Annotated in this window: 13 protein-coding genes; 4 read left to right on the forward strand and 9 right to left on the reverse strand. The window is 48.4% G+C overall.

Going from position 1 to position 18,970, the window contains the following annotated elements; translation table 11 throughout:
• Nucleotides 1-57: 57 nt before the first annotated feature.
• From OC443_RS21295 to malT, 3 genes are all read right to left on the reverse strand, one after another.
• Entirely contained in the window at nucleotides 58-897 is an 840-nt protein-coding gene (locus OC443_RS21295) for a MalM family protein (protein ID WP_073586106.1), read from the reverse strand.
• Nucleotides 898-965: 68 nt separating this feature from the next.
• Nucleotides 966-2,306 carry a carbohydrate porin gene (locus tag OC443_RS21300; RefSeq protein ID WP_073586105.1) on the reverse strand — a complete coding sequence of 447 codons (1,341 nt, stop codon included), beginning with the start codon at nucleotides 2,304-2,306 and terminating at the stop codon, nucleotides 966-968.
• Between the two features lie 306 nt (nucleotides 2,307-2,612).
• Nucleotides 2,613-5,321: an HTH-type transcriptional regulator MalT gene (malT, locus tag OC443_RS21305; RefSeq protein WP_073586104.1), complete on the reverse strand. Its 2,709-nt coding sequence runs from the start codon at nucleotides 5,319-5,321 to the stop codon at nucleotides 2,613-2,615.
• 543 nt (nucleotides 5,322-5,864) lie between these two features.
• Between malT and OC443_RS21310 the strand changes: the two genes are divergently transcribed.
• A complete protein-coding gene (locus OC443_RS21310) occupies nucleotides 5,865-8,318 on the forward strand; it encodes a glycogen/starch/alpha-glucan phosphorylase (RefSeq protein WP_073586103.1) in 2,454 nt (817 codons plus the stop codon).
• 254 nt (nucleotides 8,319-8,572) lie between these two features.
• Nucleotides 8,573-10,747, forward strand: coding sequence for a 4-alpha-glucanotransferase (gene malQ / locus OC443_RS21315; protein WP_073586102.1), 2,175 nt, complete (start codon nucleotides 8,573-8,575; stop codon nucleotides 10,745-10,747).
• 121 nt (nucleotides 10,748-10,868) lie between these two features.
• Here malQ and OC443_RS21320 read toward each other — a convergent pair whose 3' ends face one another.
• The 6 genes from OC443_RS21320 to OC443_RS21345 all read right to left on the reverse strand — a co-directional run bounded on the left by OC443_RS21320 (nucleotide 10,869) and on the right by OC443_RS21345 (nucleotide 15,417).
• Complete coding sequence (locus OC443_RS21320) at nucleotides 10,869-11,771, reverse strand: glycosyltransferase (protein WP_262021787.1); 903 nt, start codon at nucleotides 11,769-11,771, stop codon at nucleotides 10,869-10,871.
• A gap of 290 nt (nucleotides 11,772-12,061) precedes the next feature.
• Entirely contained in the window at nucleotides 12,062-12,283 is a 222-nt protein-coding gene (locus OC443_RS21325; RefSeq protein WP_200796985.1) for a hypothetical protein, read from the reverse strand.
• 18 nt (nucleotides 12,284-12,301) lie between these two features.
• On the reverse strand, nucleotides 12,302-12,904 hold the full coding sequence (locus OC443_RS21330; protein ID WP_073586099.1) for a DUF2589 domain-containing protein: 603 nt from the start codon (nucleotides 12,902-12,904) through the stop codon (nucleotides 12,302-12,304).
• 37 nt (nucleotides 12,905-12,941) lie between these two features.
• Nucleotides 12,942-13,448: a DUF2589 domain-containing protein gene (locus OC443_RS21335; RefSeq protein WP_073586098.1), complete on the reverse strand. Its 507-nt coding sequence runs from the start codon at nucleotides 13,446-13,448 to the stop codon at nucleotides 12,942-12,944.
• A gap of 60 nt (nucleotides 13,449-13,508) precedes the next feature.
• A complete protein-coding gene (locus OC443_RS21340; RefSeq protein WP_073586097.1) occupies nucleotides 13,509-14,147 on the reverse strand; it encodes a DUF2589 domain-containing protein in 639 nt (212 codons plus the stop codon).
• A gap of 397 nt (nucleotides 14,148-14,544) precedes the next feature.
• A complete protein-coding gene (locus OC443_RS21345; protein ID WP_073586096.1) occupies nucleotides 14,545-15,417 on the reverse strand; it encodes a hypothetical protein in 873 nt (290 codons plus the stop codon).
• A 323-nt stretch (nucleotides 15,418-15,740) separates the two neighbouring features.
• On the opposite strand from OC443_RS21345, the gene OC443_RS21350 reads away from it, so the two are divergent.
• On the forward strand, nucleotides 15,741-16,349 hold the full coding sequence (locus OC443_RS21350) for a RebB family R body protein (protein ID WP_073586095.1): 609 nt from the start codon (nucleotides 15,741-15,743) through the stop codon (nucleotides 16,347-16,349).
• A 212-nt stretch (nucleotides 16,350-16,561) separates the two neighbouring features.
• Complete coding sequence (locus OC443_RS21355) at nucleotides 16,562-18,883, forward strand: S8 family serine peptidase (protein ID WP_073586094.1); 2,322 nt, start codon at nucleotides 16,562-16,564, stop codon at nucleotides 18,881-18,883.
• Nucleotides 18,884-18,970 lie beyond the last annotated feature (87 nt).

Here is an 18,970-nt window from a genome sequence, read left to right on the forward strand (position 1 = left end):
CCCCAGCTGGTCAGGGAATCACCTGAGTCAATAAACATGACTAATGAAGGAGAAGGTTTACCTGGCGGTTTTTTTGTTGATGGCTTCGATAAACACCCGGCGTGCACCGGGAATGTTAAGGACTTTTGCCTCTTCAAGCAGCGCCAGTGCTTTGTCAATATGGTTGGCTGCAACTGCCCGCTGAATCGCATGGTGATAGTAACGGACTGAGTCCCGTTCCGCAGTTCGGGTGAACTGATGCGGTGCTGGCTGTGATATTACCGGCGCCGGATGCTGGCGGACCGATTCGGTGGTCACCTGAATGTTGAGTGTGCCCTGATGTGTACGGGAATAATTGATATCTGACACAATCGGTAAGGGCTCACCACTTTCCATTGCGCGTATTCTGGCCGGATGCGGGATGATAACTTTGTCACCGGTTTTGTCTGCATCCGTATAAACGACCATGTAAGGTGTGTTTTCTGCATTGATTTGAAACTGACCGGCATAACGGTTCTGGCCGAAAGCATCGGCATAGCGAATGCTAAAATGGTTTAAATCATAAGTTATCTGTGGTTTAAAATGAGCGTCCAGCAGTATGACTGACGGCGCAAAAACCTGTCCGGCCGACATCAGGCTGTCGATGTGCACCGCGACCTGACCGGATTGCGGCGAAAAGCGAAAAGCACCGAAATAAGACTTACCGCCGGGGAAGGACCAGACCGGAGAATTCTGATCAAGTTTTAATCTGACCTGATCGTTTTTGTCGAGTCCGGTCCAGTAAAAACCGGCATAGGATGAACAGCAAACCGGCATCTGAGTCAGTGACCGGACGTCTGCATGGTTCTCCGGCGGAAGTCCCTGTGAGCAGCCGCTGATAGTCAGACCCATCAGGAATGTGCTGAATGCTTTGTTCATTTGTATGCCTTGCCCTGTCGTTTCGGTGAATTTGGAAGACAGCCTTCAGGCTGTCTTATTAAACATAATCAGAACCAGATTTCGGCTTCGATACCAAACCGGGTTTCATCATCATTGCCACCGGTTGTCCATGCATAACCGCTGTCACTTGATTTCATGTAACTGATGTAAGGTTTAATCTGCGGACGGCCCCAGTAATCAGCATTCACTGTGAATACGGGTGCCAGCGTCACAGTATAGAAACTGGTATCTGCATCTTCCCGTCCCCACGTACCGTCTGCCCCCAGGCTCTCAAGTGCATAGGTCATCACGGCTTCCATGCGGAAATTGTCATTCACTTTATAAGATGGTGTGACGCCCATAATCAAGCGGGATAAACCATCTTCAGATCCCCAGACACTGTGTGTTGAGGTGTTATCCAGATCCCAGTAGGTGATTTCTGTACCGATTTGCAGATGATCGGTCACATTGGCAACACCGTAAGAAGTCAGGAAAATTGAACGATCATCTTTTTGCCAGTTTCCGCTCCACTGACCAAAGTTCACCCCGCGGTTGGCTGCAACCCCTTTTCCGTAAGTTATTGCTGTGGTTGACCAGCCATCAAAGCCGTAATAATCACGGCTGTAGGTAATGGCTGCGCCATAGCCTTTTTCCGCGGTTTCGTCTTCATCCACATGTTCGCGTGACATGAGCTTCAGATCAAAGTCGAAACGTCCGTCCAGTGCTTCAACACCATAATAATAAAAGTCGGCCGAGGTGACGGTGGTGCTGCGCCCCTGACTGTCAAGCGTACACTGTTTGGCATTGGCATCACTTTCGCTGCCGGAGAGCTGGCAACTGCCTTCACCCGGGTCTGCGGACATGACGGCAAATCCGGCATTGTGATATTGAACACCGGCACCAACCCCGGAGGACTGTTTCCAGAACTCTTTGGTAATAATCCCTGACTGGCGGTTCAGATAACGCTGCCCCGCCCACAGGCTCAGGCCATCGGCAAAATAAGCGAGGTCACCCAGTTCAATATAAGCTTCTTTCAGCTCTAACTGGCCACTTTCAAGGTGGGCTTCGTTACCTGATGAAGAAGTATAAAACCCGCGGCCATTACCACCTTCGCTGTTGCCATATTCTGTTTTCAATACATATTTTGACCATGAACCACTATCGTAGTTATGACCTTTGGTGATGGTGAACTCAACCTGAGTCGGATTACCGGAAAAGGCAGCACCAGCCGCGTGGTAGTCACGACGGTGGTGATAGCTGTCATTCAAAGACAGGGATTCACCCACATTATATAAAAGATGACCATATCCGTTGACGGTCCATCCTTCAGTGACTTTATTATTTGCAACAGCACTGCCGGCTAACAAAGCGCTTGATACTGCAATTGCGATTAAGCTGATTTTTTTCATCGTGTTAGCTCCTGAACGATTTTATTATTTTTAATTCTTCTTCCGGCATAAAAACCGGTAAATTCCGTTGGCCGGAAAAAGGTAAGGCCGGAATGAGAAGGTTCCATCCGGTTTGTTTCACGTGGCTTATCGTATGAAAATTAATGAAAAGTGACTTCCTCCACAGCGAAAAAAAATCCGGGGGAGTGGTCAGGCGTAGATGGAGTGAATGTTGTTATGAATTGCCGGTCTGATCACTGATTCAGGGAGGAGGTGAGAGAAAGGAGTGACTCCTCCCAACCGGGAGGCGTCAGAGCTCAGCAGGCCTTAATAGCCCATTAAACGAATCAGATTTTCTGCCGTCTCAATGGCTTCTTTACGGTTCGCAATATTCAGCTTTTGGTACAGATTTCGGATATGGGTTTTGATGGTTGTGCCGGCGACATCCAGTTCCTGCGCGATTTGCTCATTACTGAAGCCGGAATAAATCAGTCCCAGAACCTGCCATTCCCGGTGGGTTAACGGGCTGGTTCTGATCAGTTCAGGTACGTCCGGGTGATTGATGATTTTATCGATAAAGTCTTCGTCAAAATGTACCGAGCGGTTACGCTGCTTATTGGCAATTTCTTTGACTAAATGTTGAGCCCGGTGTTTTTCCATATCGCCCAGTTCGTTCTGATGAATCAGTTTCTGTAGAACCGGGTAGATGGTATGACCTTCAATCAGGAAATTACCGGTCATGCCGGTCTGATTCATCAGGATCAATGCTTCACTGAGCTTGTCCGCGGCGGTTGTTTCATCCTCCAGTTCGATGGCCAGTACCGCTTCAACAATCAGATTGCGGTTGATATCAGCAATCAGGCTGGCTTTCCGCGCTTCCGTCTGTAAAAAATTCAGGCTGTATCCGGCACCTTTGAGATCTCCGGTGAATATTTGTGCCCGGGCGATATTACGCCACTGAAGCTGAAGGAAATGGTTTTTGGCTTCAGCCGGACGGGTGGCATCTTCCAGCCATACTGTGACGGAATCTTTATCATTTCTCGCCTGCCAGTAAAGCAGTAATGACAGGGATGCATTGGCCGTCCAGTCCAGATGGAAAGTGGACTGCTGCAGGCGTAGTTCGATCTGTTCAATCAGTTTCTCGGCTTTATCCAGCTCGCCTTTGCCAATGGCGATTCTGGCCAGCATCGAATAACTGTGCAGATGTTTGAGCGGGTCGATATTGCCCAGTACATGAATACCTTTATAAGCACATTCTTCCGCGGCATCGAGCAGGTTCCAGCACCAGAGCACCTGGGCGTGAAGCCGGAGTAAAAATTCGTGTAACGGCACCTGATGAAGCTTTTGCTCTTCGATTAGCCTGAAAGCTGAATCATGCAATTCATAAGCGGCCTGTACGTAACCCTGAGCCAGCAGAATTTCACTCTGCTGTAAAAGTGCCCACAATGCCTGATGATAAACCTGATGCTGGCGGGCCAGCTTTTCGGTTTGCTGCATCAGTGGCAGCGCCCGGCTGAGTTCTCCCTGAACGTGATTGACTTCACCTACAATTGAGGTGGCGACTATGCGGCTGCGGTAGTCTGTTGTATCCAGCTGACTCAGCGCCAGTTCTGCCAGTTTCAGAGCATTGGCCGGATTATTTTTGTTGATTGAAATCTGAGCCCGCAGGGCATTCAGCTGTCCTTTTTCACTGGTTGTCAGTTGTATGTCCCGGCTGGCGATCTCTTTTTCAGCCTTTAACAACATATCTTCCACTGCATTGTAGCGGTGCTGGCTTTGCGCCAGCCAAGCCTGAAGCAAAGGCAGCTTCATTGTGGAGTACAACTGTTCCGGTTTCAGTGCATTGATAGCCGTTTCCATAATGTGGAGCTCTCCCCGGTTGAACATGCACCAGCCGTGATCAATCAGAATATGGGAAATTAATCCGGCATTATCAGCCTTTTGTGCGTGCCGCAGCGCCTGATGAGGAATGTCCAGCTTCAGCCATGCTCTGGCGGCTCTGCGGTGGAGTGTCTGCTCTTCCTCCGGAATCCGGGCTTTGCGTTCATGTTCGAGAAATTCTGCGAACAAGTGGTGGAAGCGATACCAGTTACTTTCACTGTCCAGCCGGTAAATGAACAGCCCGTAACGGTTGAGGGATTCGATCATACTCAGCGCATCACTGCGTTCTGTCAGCTCATTCACCAGTTGATCACTGAAGGTTTCCAGCACGGAGCACTGCATCAGAAAGTGGCGGGTTTCGCTGTCAATGGCATCGAACACTTCTTCAGCCAGATAGTCCCATAAATGAGCGTGATTGAACTGAGAAACCGACTGAACTGACTGGGCCAGCGTCCGGTTCTGGTGCTGGGCCTGCAGAGCGATAAGCTGCAGGGCGGAAGGCCAGCCTTCGACATAGTCCCGGATATTATTAATCGTGGCATCATCAATCACATCAGAAATACGCTGACTGAAAAAACGGGTGGTTTCTTCAGTGTCAAACGCCAGCATTTGATTATCGATTTCAATGATCAGATCCCGGACCCGGAGGTTGGCTGTCCCCAGTGGTGGTGTTGCCCGGCTGGTCACCACCAGGGTGATGTTATCCGGCAGATGTTTTAAAAAGAAACGGATGGCTTCATGGATTTCGTCATTCTGAATCAGATGATAATCATCCAGCACGATATAGCATTCATGATAAAAATCACTCAGTTCGGCAAATATCTCGCTGAATAAGGAAGGCAGAGAAGAAAACTGCCTGCGTTCTGCCAGTGTCTGAGAGTTCGGACAGGAGTTATCCGTCGCCTTATTGATGGCCCGGATGAGGTAATTAATAAAGCGGAACTGATCATTATCGCCATCATCAAGGCTGAACCAGCCTACGGCATGTTTGTCGGTCAGCCACTGGGCTGCCATTGTTGTTTTGCCATAACCGGCAGGTGAACAGAACAGCACCATTTTATAGCAGGGTGCCTGTTGAAGTACATCGAGTACCCGCGGCCGGACTATCGCATTATGTAACCGTCCGGGACGTGTGAGTTTAGAAGGAATCCACATACGTTAACCAATCTATTCCTTTGTTTTCAGGGGCTGTTCACTTTTACTGAAAAAAACAGCAGAAAAATCAACAGACCCGGGTGACAGGTTTTATCTCAGAGCATCCTACGTCAGGGTGTTCTGCTCATAAATTGATCCAGCTCTTAATCTGCCGGAACAAAACGGATTGCCTGAGCCACTACGCCCTGAATATGCGATGTGTATCACATTTATTGGCCGTTTGTTGGCTATAAGAAAAAGGTGTTGCACAAAAAAGTGTAAATCTGCGGACTGATAAGACATCAGTTTGTGGCAGCTCTCGCATTTCTTCTTTCTTCTCTGCTTCCTGCTATATCCATTTCAATGTTTAACATTCTGTGATTTCTATCACTTAATGATTTTGCTTTGGCGAAATTTATGTGATTCCTGTCAATGTACATGTGAAGAGAATTGGTCTACGCCCTGTTTGCTCCTCCCGAATCGCTGAAGTTTCGGGAGGATGTTATGACGGATAACCCCATGCAGGATGTGAAAACAGGATTGGGACTATGATGAGATTTCACGATGAAACTGAATCAACAAAAAAAATTTGATAAAGCACAATTTAAGAACAATGTGAAACGTCACCTGACTTCGACGTATGTTCAGACTGTTGAGAAGGCCAGCCCGAGAGCCTGGTATCTGGCAATGGCAAGAGCGTTGTCAGAATTGACAGCGTTCGACTTACTGGAAACTGAAAATGACATCAGAATTAAAAATTCCAAGAGTGTGAATTATCTGTCTCTGGAGTTTCTGGTTGGCCGGCTGACAGGAAACAACCTGATCAGTATGGGCATTTATACGCAAATCAGTGAAGCGATGGAAGAGCTCGGGCACAGTCTGAGTGATTTACTCGAACAGGAACGGGATCCGTCACTGGGCAATGGCGGGCTGGGCCGGCTGGCTGCCTGTTTTATGGATTCCTGCGCAGCGCAGGAATATCCGACAGTCGGTTATGGTTTGCATTATGAATATGGTCTGTTTAAACAGTCATTTATTGATGGTCAGCAGCAGGAGTCCCCGGATGCATGGCAGGGCGTTGAAGGCTATCCGTGGGAAATCGCCCGGCCGCAGCTGGCTCAGCAAATCGGATTTTACGGCCAGGTGGACATTTATCAGGATCAGGGGCGGGAGCGGCGTCGCTGGGTGCCGGGGATGTTTGTGAAAGCCATGCCATGGGATTTACCCATCGTCGGTTATCAGAGTGAGACGGTCTATCCGCTGCGTTTGTGGGAATGTCAGGCGATCGCGCCGTTTTCCCTGGAAAGTTTTAACAATGGCGATTATTTCGATGCGCAGAAATCACTGATTGATGCAGGCAATATCACCAAAGTTCTGTATCCGAATGATAACCATGAAAAAGGCAAAACCTTACGTTTGATGCAGCAATACTTTCACAGCGCTGCCTCCATTGCCGATATGCTTCGCCGTTATGAAGCGGCAGGACATCCGCTCAGGTTGCTGCCTGATTATGAGACGATTCAGCTGAATGATACCCATCCGGCGATTGCTATTCCGGAGTTGATGCGGGTACTGGTTGATGAACGGGATCTCAGCTGGGATGAAGCATGGTCGATCTGTGCTAAAACTTTTGCTTATACCAACCATACCTTATTGCCTGAAGCGCTGGAAACCTGGAGCGAGTCACTGATTCAGCGTTTGCTGCCGCGTCATATGGAAATCATCTACCGGATTAACTATCAGTTTCTCAGTGAAGTCCGGCAGAAATGGCCGGGAGATGTCGGTAAGCAACAGAAACTGTCGATCATTGAAGAAGGTGTCCACCGGATGGTCAGAATGGCGAATTTGTGTGTGGTTGGTTCTTATGCAGTGAACGGGGTCGCTGCACTCCATACGGCGTTAGTGAAGAAAGATCTTTTCCCTGAGTTTGATGCGCTTTATCCGGAAAGAATCAGAAATGTGACCAATGGTGTGACGCCCCGTCGCTGGCTGAAGTTCTGTAATCCGGGCTTGTCAGCGTTGATCAGCGATAAAATCGGCGATGAATGGACCGGTGAGCTTGAACAGATTTCACAGCTGGCGGTTTATGCCGATGATCCGGCATTTCAACAATCTTATCTGGCGATTAAAAGAGGGAATAAACAGCGTTTGGCTGACTGGGTGATGGCACACCTCGGCATTGAAATCAGTACTGATGCGATCTTTGATGTACAGATTAAGCGGCTGCACGAGTATAAACGCCAGCATCTGAATTTACTGCACATTCTGTCTTTATATCACCGGCTGCTGCATGACCCGGAGTTTGACATGGTACCACGGGTGTTCTTTTTCGCAGCGAAAGCTGCACCGGGCTACTATCTGGCAAAAGAGATCATCTATGCCATCAATAAAATTGCTCAAACTATTAATAATGATGAGCGGGTGAATCAGCAACTGAAAGTCATCTTCATACCGGATTACCGGGTGAGTATGGCTGAAATTATTATTCCTGCAGCAGATGTCTCTGAGCAGATTTCCACCGCGGGGAAAGAGGCTTCAGGCACAGGAAATATGAAGATGGCGCTTAACGGGGCATTGACTGTCGGCACCATGGATGGCGCGAATGTGGAAATCCGGGAGGAAGTCGGGGATGAAAATATCTACATTTTCGGTCTTGATGTGGCAGGTGTGACCGCGTTAAAGGCGCAGGGTTATAACCCGTTTGATTATTATTACGCCGATCCACTGCTAAAATCATCTATGGAGCTGTTAATGGGTGAAACATTCACGCCGGGTCAGCCGGATAAACTGAGAGTTGTGTATGACAGTTTACTGGATGGCGGGGATCCTTACTTGTGTCTGGCTGATTTTTCTTCCTATGTGAAGGCTCATGAAGCGATTGATGCACAGTACCGGGATCAGCAGGGGTGGGCGCGTAAGACGATATTGAATACCGCATCCGTCGGGAAATTTACTTCAGACCGGTCGATACGGGATTATGTGGAAAATATATGGCATCTGAAAGCGGTACATCGTTGATCAGCCTTTGGCCAATAATCAGTCACTGTAAAGAGCCGGAGCGGAGACTCCGGCTGACTAACATTAAAACTGAGGACTATTCAAACAGTGGTTTGCTGTTTTTTAGGCCGTGATGCTTCATTCTCCGTGAACGCAGCGATACGGAAACCTGCTTTCCCGGAGCCGTACGGTGAAAAGCGCAGACTTCTGCCTGAGTGGATTTTTATCTTATCCCTGTCCGATGGCCGGGGGTAATGACATCTTCGGAGTAAAACATGACAAAAAAATCAGCATTAAAGCAAGTTGCTGAAATAGCAAATATCTCTGATAACTATATTAGTGCGTGGGGAGAAGACACGCTTGTCTCTGATGAGACGATTCGTTCTCTGCTGACATCTCTGGGCTACGATACATCAAGTGATGAACAGTTATTAAAGTCAGCAGAAAAGAAGCACAGGAAAGATGTTCTGGCGCCGGTGCAGGTGATTAAGAGTAATGATCAGCCGATCGAAATTGATCTTCACCTTGGTGTGAGTGCCAGAGAGAGTGAGTTCTGCTGGCGGGTTGAAACGGAACAGGGCGAGGTGTTAGAAGGATACCTTCAGTCCCAGATTATTCGTGATGAAAGGAAAGAAGGCGGGCCGCTGGTGTTTCAGTTGCCGATGTTGTCCTGGGGATATCACCAGTTAACGGTGACCCGTAAACGGAGAAAATCACCCTACAGTATGACGCTGATTGTTGCGCCGCAATCCTGTTATAAGCAGGATGATCTGCTGAAAGATAAAAAAATGTGGGGACCGAGTGTTCAGCTGTACACCTTGCGCAGCAGCCATAACTGGGGGATTGGTGATTTCGGGGATCTGAAACAGCTGGTGGCAGAAATTGCGACCCGGGGTGGTGATTTCATTGGACTGAATCCGATACATTCCCTGTTTCCGGCTAATCCTGAAGGTGCCAGTCCGTATAGTCCGTCATCCCGTTCCTGGCTGAATATTTTGTATATCGATGTCAGTTCTGTGCCTGAATTTGTGCTCAGTGCCAAAGCACAGCAAATTGTCGGTCATGTGGATTTTCAGCGCAGACTGAAGAAAGTCAGGGAAGAGCACTGGGTGAATTATTCTGAAGTTGCCAGTTTGAAAATGACAGTGCTGCCTCTGTTATTTGAAGAATTTAAGTCCCGTCATCTGAATCAGAATAGCGATCGGGCGGATGCATTTCTTGCGTTTGTGGAAGCTGGCGGCGAAAGCCTGCTTCATCAGGCTGCATTTGATGCTTTACATGTCAGGCTGCACAATGAAGACCCGCAGGTATGGGGCTGGCCGGTTTTTCCGGAGAAGTACCGCCATTATGACAGTGCTGCGGTGCAAGAGTTTATTGAAGAAGAGCGGGATCAGGTGCATTTGTATATGTACTTACAATGGATCGCCGATAGTCAGATTAATGAAGCGCAGGTTTTGGCGAAAGAGAAGGGAATGTCGATTGGTCTGTACCGTGATCTCGCGGTTGGTGTGGCTGATTCCGGGTCTGAAACCTGGGCTGATAAAGGAAGTCTGGTTCAGGATGTCAGTATCGGTGCACCACCGGATGTGCTGGGGCCGCTCGGGCAAAACTGGGGATTGCCGCCCCTTAATCCGCAGGAACTACAGGCCACTGCATATGATGCTTATATCCGGTTGTTACGGGCGAATATGAAGCATTGCGGTGCATTGCGGATTGATCATGTGCTGGGATTATTAAGGCTGTGGTGGATTCCTGAAGGGAAAACCGCCGTCGATGGCGCATATATGTATTATCCGGTTGACGACATGCTGTCGATTCTGGCGCTGGAATCACACCGTTATCAGTGCGCGGTGATTGGTGAGGATTTAGGCACAGTCCCGGATGAGATCGTCGATATTCTTGCTGATGCCGGGATTCATTCTTACAAAGTCTTTTTCTTCGAAACGTCAAAAGATGGTGGTTATTTCTCTCCGGCACATTATGTGCCTCAGTCGATGGCAACGCTATGTACCCATGATATGCCGACTATGCGTGGCTTCTGGCACTGTGAAGATTTAAAAACCGGTCGTGAGCTGGGGTTGTATCCGGACGAAGAACAGCTGAAAGGTCTGTTTGATAACCGGTTGCGCTGTAAGCAGGAAATTCTCTACAGCGTAAACTGGCATGGCAACCTGCCGGAAGGCATTGGTATGGATGCGACAACGGTGCCGATGAGTCATGCGCTGAATCAGGCTTTGCATCTGCATCTGGCGGCGGGCGCTTCTGCGTTGTTGAGCGTTCAGCTTGAAGACTGGCTGGAAATGGATAAGCCGGTCAATATTCCCGGAACGGTGGATGAATATCCGAACTGGCGGCGGAAATTGTCAGTTAATCTGGATGATTTGTTCGCCCGTCATGATGTCAATGAGATAGCTCGCCGGCTGACTGAAACGCGGGGGAAAGCCGGGTAAACCCGGCTGTGATTCTGTGTGGTGAGGCGCTGGTGCGCCCCGGGATACTTTCTATGGATGGAAAGTATCCCAAAATTCTGAGGACTAAAAAATTTTGAGGACAGGCACTAAAGATAACGCGCTAATCCTGTAAATGGGCTTGTTCGTAGCCATCAATCGCGATGATTTGATTGTTTTTGCGTGTTTCTGCGAAAATCAGCCCGGATTCTGGTCTCAGCTTTTGGCGGGGGTGCATGATATGAAGCACTACCGCCTGATGGAGAATATTTTTCTTCTTCATGCCTGCCCCTAATAAACGAAATTCAAGATCGGTATCTTCTCCGGTGCCGGGTGTTTCGTACCGGTTATCGAATCCGTTAATTGAAATTAAATCGGCCTTATAAGCTGAAAAATTGCATCCCAGCAATCCTCTTTCCCGGCGATTGATGTAGCTTGCCAGCCATGATGCGGTAATCCGGATGCCTTTCTCTATATGTTTACCATATCCTATAAGGTATCTAGCAAACAGCCGGATGATATTCGTTGCAAAAAAACGGTGGGGGTGGGCGTCCTGATAAAGGTCATGTTTAATATCTGCATGGATGTTCACACGCCTGCCATTGAGAAAAGTATGCGCTTCTTTGTTACTCAGATGATCAAATACAAAATGTTCCTGAGGAATGCAATCTCCGTCGATAAAAATCATATAAGGGCTTTGTGCGGCGCGGATACATTTATTTAATAACCTGTTCTTTCTGAACCCTTTGTCTTCCTGCCATACATGCGTCACGGCTTTCTGACTTGCAGCAATGATAGCTTTCACTTTGTTGACGTTATCCTGAGTTGAACCGTCATCAGCAATAATAATTTCGAAGTTATCCGGTTGCTTCTCAAGCGCACGAATAATACAGCTTAGAGCATCGACATTGTTGTAAAAGGCGACAATGACAGTGGCATCATACATAGGGAAGTGGTCCTCTTTTGTATTGGTGGCTGGTTGCAGGCGCCACCGCACTGGTGTTGCGGATAAGTTAATTATATCCAATCAACCTGAAGATGCATGATTGAGCGTGCAGCCGAAAGATGCAGTTCAAGGAAAGAGAATGCAGGAATGTACCCACCTTTCAAATTATCCTGACGCAGAAATGCGCCACTGAACCAGGATGATACTTTTAAAAACAGGCATATAAATGAGAGCTGATTGGGATAAAAGCTTTAGAGGAAAGCCGGTTTTTGAGGACAGATCCTGAACTAACTCATCTGTCCTGATTGTTTTGGAAAAGACTGTGAAGTTACAGGGACAGCCGACGCCACAGCTGTCCGAATGATTTCATCCTACTCAGTTTTTTCCGCCTGCTGAATACATGTAGAGCGGATTTTTTCGAACTGACCAAATGCTTCAGAAACGGTACTGACTTCCGAGGGTGCCAGAGAAATTGACGTATGACAGTCGGGATTCGGGCAACTGAATTTTTTTCCTGCCAGCAGGAGTGTTGACTCAAAATGGATCGGTGTACCGCAATCCGGACAGTCGATTTTCGATTGAATACTCATCATCGTTTCCTTTTTCTGGGGTTAATTTTTATCTGGTATGGGGGCGAGGTTTTTCTCAAAAATATCCAGTATGGTCGTCACGCCACGGGGGAGTGGCAGTTGTCCTGCTTCAAGGGTGACTTCGTAGTTTGTTCCTGCGGCGGATTTTTGCTGGCTGCCGGACTGACTGGATAATGTGCCGTAGAGTTCGACATCAAATCCATCCGACTGATTATTTTGATCCAGACCTTTCTGAGTCAGACGGTGATTCTGTTTTGAAGACGTTTTACAGCTCAGCTCCTGCGAGCTTTTTACTTCCATATTAAAGGAGATTTTCAGCGTTTCGACCGCCAGTGAATTGATCGGAATTAAAGTCATCAGCGGAATCGAAATATTCATGGTCGCCGGGTTTTTGCTTAACTGACCGTCATTATCCAGAATTTGCCGGGAGAGCTGAAATGTCACCATGATGGGGCGGAGATCTGCGCTGTATTCAGACACTTTTTCAAAGCACGTTGAGAGTAAAAACTGTGTTTGTGCCTGTGCAATCATCGCATTGGCATCTGTGGCAGCCTTCAGCGGAGCACCAATTAAGGTTTTCATTGGCAGTCCGGTAAACTGATCTGCTAATTGTTTGCTGGCCATCTCTGTACCTTATGATTGTAAGTGGATGGTGATGGGTTTAACCCGGAATCTGCGATCGGAGTGCCCGCTCATATCCTTCAATGAGCTTTTTCAGTCCTTCTGGCGGTTCGTGCCCGGTCAGGGTAATTTCGACTTGCGCATTGCCTTGTTTCGGTGTGGTGTTGGCCGGAGACTTGGCAGTTAAAAGACTGTTTTTTTTCGGCGACGGAAAAGAGACCATCAGTTTATCGTCTTTATCCGTACTGATTTCCAGATCAGCAGAGAACTTGACTTCGGTAATCCGGGGAGAGGAGATCGGCACCAGCGCCAGCAAAGGTACTTTGACGGTGACCGTTTCGACCCCCTCTGCTGAACGCCCCGGGAATTGCATGGCGCAGGTCTTAGGCCGCAGAGCGGGGGGTGTTTGGTCATCGTGCACATAGCTTTCATTCGGCACTTCATCGAAAAAGCGCCGGATAAAATCTATCGTTTCCCCTTCGACAGCTTTGGCAGCGTCTTTTGCGCCATGGTGTATGGCACGCATTAATGCTTGAAACTCAATCATGTTTTTCTTCCGGTGAATGATTCAGGTCATCATATATTGGTGATTACATGAAGATTACTCTCATGATTTCGTGTCATTCTTGTCGCCGCCTTTAAGCATGATGGGATCAATATTTTTGGTAAAGGCCGTGATAATCGTGGTGACACCTGTTGGCAGAGGCAACTGCCCGGCATGGACATCCACTTCATATTTTGCCTGATTCGATGCTTCGTAATGTTCTTTCTGTGATGAGGTGGATTTGCTGTTATGTGATACGGAACCATGTACCTCCACTGAGAACAGACCCGCATTATACTTCGCGGTAATGTCTGCTTTTGCGGCTGTTTCCTGCTCCTTACTGGACTCGTTATCCGTGGAAGTAGAGCTTTTGACTTCCATCTCAAAGTGTACTTTGACATCGTCAACAGCCAGGGAATTGAGCGGGATAATGGTGAGCAGCGGCAGGGTAAATTTCACGCTTGCTGTCGATGGTGATGCATCGGTCCCATCCTGATTGAGTATAGAGCGGGTGATATTGAAAGAGATCATTATCGGCTCAAGGTTATTATCTTTTTGATCAAAACAGGTGCTTAACAGAAACTGGGTCTGGGCACGGGACATCATGCCGTTTGCGTCGGTCGCTGCTTTCAGGGGGGCGCCGATCAGAGATTTCATCGGTAAGCCGCTAAACTGTTGTGCCATGGATGCTAATCCGGACATCGCTCTCTCCTTATAAAAGTGGAAAATGCCTGTTCAAAAGGCACATTCCTCATAAAAAATGAAAAAGTGACGTATGGATGCACACCTCACTTTATTCTGATTGGCTGACTTCATCGCGGATGACATCAGATCACCTGAACGAAGCTTGCCTGTAGATAATAAGGAGGCCACCGGGGAGCTTCTTGGTGAATCCGGCTGAAAATACAGAGAAAACTGCGGGTGGTAGAAAATCAGTGGGGACAGGCACTATTGCACCAGAAGAGAAATTAATGGGGAAAGACGCTATAACTGAAAAAATAGTGGGGACAGACGCTATAGCTGGTAACTCAAAACAAAAGCGTGATTCCTGTGTTAAAGGAATCACGCCCAATGATATCGATTTCCTCAGGTTACTTACTCAAAAGCCGAAGAACTTCAGCAGATCATCGGTATCCTGCCGGACAATAAAAGAGACCGAATAATTATCCCGTTCATTTTTGTCCAGTTCCGCATCTAACGAAATAATATAAGGTTTGTTCTCTGCCAGTTTAAAGCGGGCCTGAATCAGCCAGACATTCTGCCCGCTTCGCGTGCCATAATCAGAGAACCGGGTCCAATAGGCTTTGAGTGAGCCTCTGGGCCGGGTGTTGCGGCCTTCTCTGATATCCTGACTGTAAACATTAAATTCAACGCCAGGGCCCCAGTAGCGGGCGAGTTCATCACTGCTGACGGCGTTATCCAGAGTGCGCAGGCCCAGTTTCAGGCCGACATTAAAAGTGGCATAGTTATCCATGTTTTTGCCTAAGGTGAGATCGGTGTAGGCATCAACAGAATGTGTGACTGTATTAAATGTCGTTGGCTTGATGCTGGTTTTTTCTTCAGCGGATGGAGCTTCAGAGAAAATAACACCAGTTTCGAGATGAAGTAGATCATCTGGTAGCCAGCTAAAGTACCAATCATCAGGAAGAAATCCATCGTTATAATTCCAACGGCCATTCACATTCAGAGAGGCGATATAAGAGTTTTTGTTAAACGTCCGGTTGCCTTCATCATCATAGTCATTTTGCCGTTTATACCCCAGCTCAAACGTACTCAGCCAGGTTTGACTTAATGCTGACGGGGTTTGCCCTTCAGTGCTTTTCTGTGTGGTTTGCTCTTCAGCGTTTTCTGATGTGGTTTGCTCTTTAGTATTTTCTGCTGTTTTTGTTGCTGCTGTGGTTTGTGTTCCAGCTGATACAGAAACGTTCGTTACTAGCAGCAGTAAGCCCATGATGGGGCAGATGCGGTTCATGATTGTCTTCCTTCGTTGTGTTTACAAAGAGCAGGTGAAGCGGGTGTTGTTATGGCGGTATCCCTTCCACCTGACGATTCCTGATTAGATTACTCCTTTTATGCTACTAAGTTAATAATGGTTAAGGGCGGGATAGATCGCGACTATCGACTGTATGTATTTATATTTCGGATGATATTCAGGACAGGCGGTTGAAAAGGAACATAAAAGCAGTAAGGACAGACACTGTATTTACATCCATTGACCAAGTTACCTGACTGTTTTCTCCGGTTATTGGTGGGAGTATTGCTTTAAGCTGGACTGAAATAACCGGAGGATTTTTTATGACAGTCAGAGCCCGTAGTAATGTACAACAACAAAGTCAAACACTGGCGATCACCGCTGGTGAAAGTGAACCGGCGATCATTACCTTTCAACCCTTATATCCGTTTGACGCTGCTAAAATTGCGATTGATCTGCAAGGGGACCTGGGGGCCGCCAATGAATATATTGATCTGTATATTAACGGCATGAGAACAGATTCAATCACAACCGGCAATCATACACAGGCCTATCAGCGTGTTCTGAACAAAGATATTTCTGCGCTGGTACAGCCGCGTCAGCCGATAGTCCTTCAGTTTCAGCCGACCCGTTATGTGAATCGATTGTGGTCATATGCCTGGAAAGCTATTGTGACGTTGTCACTTGAATCAGCGCCGCAACAGGCTGATGAAACTTTTACTGAATTCCTTTCTCCGGCCATGGCCAGCGCCAGTGTGATGACGCTGAGCAGCCAGTCTTTATCTGCCTCCGGCCAGAACCTGGCCACCGGACAGCAACAAACCGCAGTGATGCAACAGACATCGAACGGGCTGGGTATTCAGTCGATCATGGATTCCGGCAATGCAACCACCGCCGCGGTCAGCCGCCGGATCATCAGAACAAAAAAGTAATCCTGATACTCACGACGCATGCTGAGGATCAGCATGCGTTTGTTCCTTCGAAAGTTATATCCCCAAGCAACCTGAATCCTGCATCTTCAGGTTGCTTGGGGATAGATCCCGGTTAATCCTGAATATTCACCCGCTTTCACCAATTCTCTTTACGTCCTTGCAGATAAGCTCAAAGTATTCAATCAGTCGTTGTTTGTGAGCACCCGAATATCATGAATTCATCTTCGTCAGAGCAACAAATCAATCAGCCGGAAATTGACGGGCTGGATGCGCTGTGGGAAATCACGCAGGGCAGGCCCGAAATCCATGTCGCGGTTCTTGATGGGCCGGTCAATCCCGGGCATCCGGATCTGCAGGGGATGCAATATGACTATATTCACCGGAGCAGTGACAGGCCGGCGCGCTCATCGCATGGCACATTTGTCACCAGCCTGATCGCCGCCGGGCATCAGGGGAACGTGAAGGGGATTGCACCGGGCTGTCGGTATTTATTCCACGATCTTTATCATGAAACTGCCGGAGGCGGGCTCTATCCGTGCGGCCAGGCTGATATTGCCCGTGGTGTGCTGAATGCATTACATCATGGTGCGCATCTGATCAATATCAGTGGTGGCGAGCGGATGGCGGCAGGTGGTGAAGTCATGCCCTGTCTGGCTGATGCGCTGTCACAGTGTGAAGCGCAGGGCGTTCTGGTGATTGCGGCGACTGGTAATGACGGCAGCAATGTATTACACGCGCCCGCGTGTTACCCAACGGTGTTAGCTGTGGGCTCTCTGGACAAAAAAGGGCTGCCTTCGGCTTTCAGCAACTGGCATGAGGCCGCGTCGTCACACGGTATTACCATCACCGGGGAACAGGCGCTGGGTGCCTGTGTCGACGGGGATGGATTTTCAACCTGTACCATGAGCGGTACGAGCTTTTCGACGGCCTATGTGAGTGGTATTGCCGCATTGATCGCCAGCTGGCAGCAACAATATGGCATGTCTGACATGTTAAGTATCCGTCAGCTGCTGCTTGACTGCGCAACGCCATCACTGGCCTCTGATCATCCCGAACGGGCCCGGGTTCTGGCCGGAAAATTAGATTTGGAACAAGTGATCGACACCTGCCGTTCCGGATTTCCGGCTCAGGCTGGTACGCCTGAATCCGGAACGGCTTTAGCAGCAGTTATATCTTCTAACCATCTCAACGATAAGGCTTTCGCTATGAATCAAGATACTTTCTCCGACCCGAATGCTTCTCCGGCTTCTTCCGGACAAGACGGTGGTCCGGCGCATACGACCGAACCATCCCATGCCATCCCTGCGTCAGCGCCGGATGACGTCAGTGTGACTCAGGCCGGTGCCTGTGCAGCTCAGTCTGATGATGCTCCGGGCAGCAATATTCCCTGTAATCATGAAGCAATCCGGAATAATGCTAACAGCCCGGCACCGGCCTCTCAGAATCATATGCACTACTCCGGCGTGAGGGCGGCAGCATCAGGTGCAGTCAAACCGGCTTCCGTTTATAACCCGTTTGTGAATCAGGGCAATATTCCGACGTTTGAGAACTGTCAGCTGGTGCTGGCGATTGGTCAGCCTTCTTATAACTTCGGGATAGAAGCCAATCAGGATGTGTTTAAAGCTGCGCTCTCAGAATGGCACAGTCATTTGCCTGAAGTGATGAAGACCATGTTTCCGGACTCACCCTATTCAGAACTATCAATGGCTGGTTTTTTACTGTGGCACGATAGCAGCGGCAATGCGACCAATCTCTATTACAGCAGCCAGCTCATCTGGATTCTGAGTATGAATGCCACGCCTGTATACAGTATTACACCGGGTATGGTGCCGTTTTCGGATAGCATCTATTTCGAACTGGCAGCGTTTCTGGCTGAGAATGTCGGGTTAGATGTGGCGAAATATAAACAATTATCCCGGGCGGTTTCACACCGGGCAGACGGCACAAATAACAATGCAGAACGGTTATTCAGTGAGATTAAAACAACCTATGAAGATAGCCTGAAGAATAAAAACAATGTGATGCGGATGTCTTTGCCGGGATATATCTCCGGGGAAACCCGGTTGCTGAACGGCAACGCGATTCAATCTGTTTCGCCGGTGGCCTACGGCATGAATAACTGGACTTTAGAGGCACTCATCGATGCTTATTCACATGGCCGTCAGAGCAGTGATAATTTCAGAAAGCAGCTTGAGAGTCTGCTGAACCGGTTATATATCAATACGGTCAACCGGGGTCAGTCGCCGGAAGAAAGGGCACTGAACTACGCGATTTATAACATTATTTCGGTGGCTGATGTGGTGAACGAAGCGGCTGAAAACAACCTGCAATTTACCAGCTATCAGGTCAAACCATCCAAAATTCAAAGACAGCACTCCGAAATGCGCGATGTCGAACTCACTTTCTTTGACCCCGGCAATACCACGCTGGCCTCGACGACGTATGCCATTACCGTCGATGTCAGTGCGATTACTCCTATTATCGTCGGTCAGATCGAACAGTGGCATGCGCCCGTCAGTGTCACTTCGGTTTAGCTCAGATTTTCAGGCATTCAGCGAATGCCTGCATACGGCCCGGCAGCAGCCGTGACAGGATAAGCCTGAAGCTGCCTCATTTGTTGA

The organism is Vibrio quintilis, assembly GCF_024529975.1.
GTDB lineage: Bacteria > Pseudomonadota > Gammaproteobacteria > Enterobacterales > Vibrionaceae > Vibrio > Vibrio quintilis.

Excerpts from the sequence above, each read along its gene's own strand:
- OC443_RS21345 (WP_073586096.1), bottom strand. The coding sequence starts at position 15,417 with ATGAACCGCATCTGCCCCATCATGGGCTTACTGCTGCTAGTAACGAAC.
- OC443_RS21340 (WP_073586097.1), bottom strand. The coding sequence starts at position 14,147 with ATGTCCGGATTAGCATCCATGGCACAACAGTTTAGCGGCTTACCGATG.
- OC443_RS21295 (WP_073586106.1), bottom strand. The coding sequence starts at position 897 with ATGAACAAAGCATTCAGCACATTCCTGATGGGTCTGACTATCAGCGGC.
- OC443_RS21330 (WP_073586099.1), bottom strand. The coding sequence starts at position 12,904 with ATGGCCAGCAAACAATTAGCAGATCAGTTTACCGGACTGCCAATGAAA.
- OC443_RS21300 (WP_073586105.1), bottom strand. The coding sequence starts at position 2,306 with ATGAAAAAAATCAGCTTAATCGCAATTGCAGTATCAAGCGCTTTGTTA.
- OC443_RS21325 (WP_200796985.1), bottom strand. The coding sequence starts at position 12,283 with ATGATGAGTATTCAATCGAAAATCGACTGTCCGGATTGCGGTACACCG.
- OC443_RS21355 (WP_073586094.1), top strand. The coding sequence starts at position 16,562 with ATGAATTCATCTTCGTCAGAGCAACAAATCAATCAGCCGGAAATTGAC.
- OC443_RS21310 (WP_073586103.1), top strand. The coding sequence starts at position 5,865 with ATGAAACTGAATCAACAAAAAAAATTTGATAAAGCACAATTTAAGAAC.
- OC443_RS21335 (WP_073586098.1), bottom strand. The coding sequence starts at position 13,448 with ATGATTGAGTTTCAAGCATTAATGCGTGCCATACACCATGGCGCAAAA.
- malQ (WP_073586102.1), top strand. The coding sequence starts at position 8,573 with ATGACAAAAAAATCAGCATTAAAGCAAGTTGCTGAAATAGCAAATATC.
- malT (WP_073586104.1), bottom strand. The coding sequence starts at position 5,321 with ATGTGGATTCCTTCTAAACTCACACGTCCCGGACGGTTACATAATGCG.
- OC443_RS21350 (WP_073586095.1), top strand. The coding sequence starts at position 15,741 with ATGACAGTCAGAGCCCGTAGTAATGTACAACAACAAAGTCAAACACTG.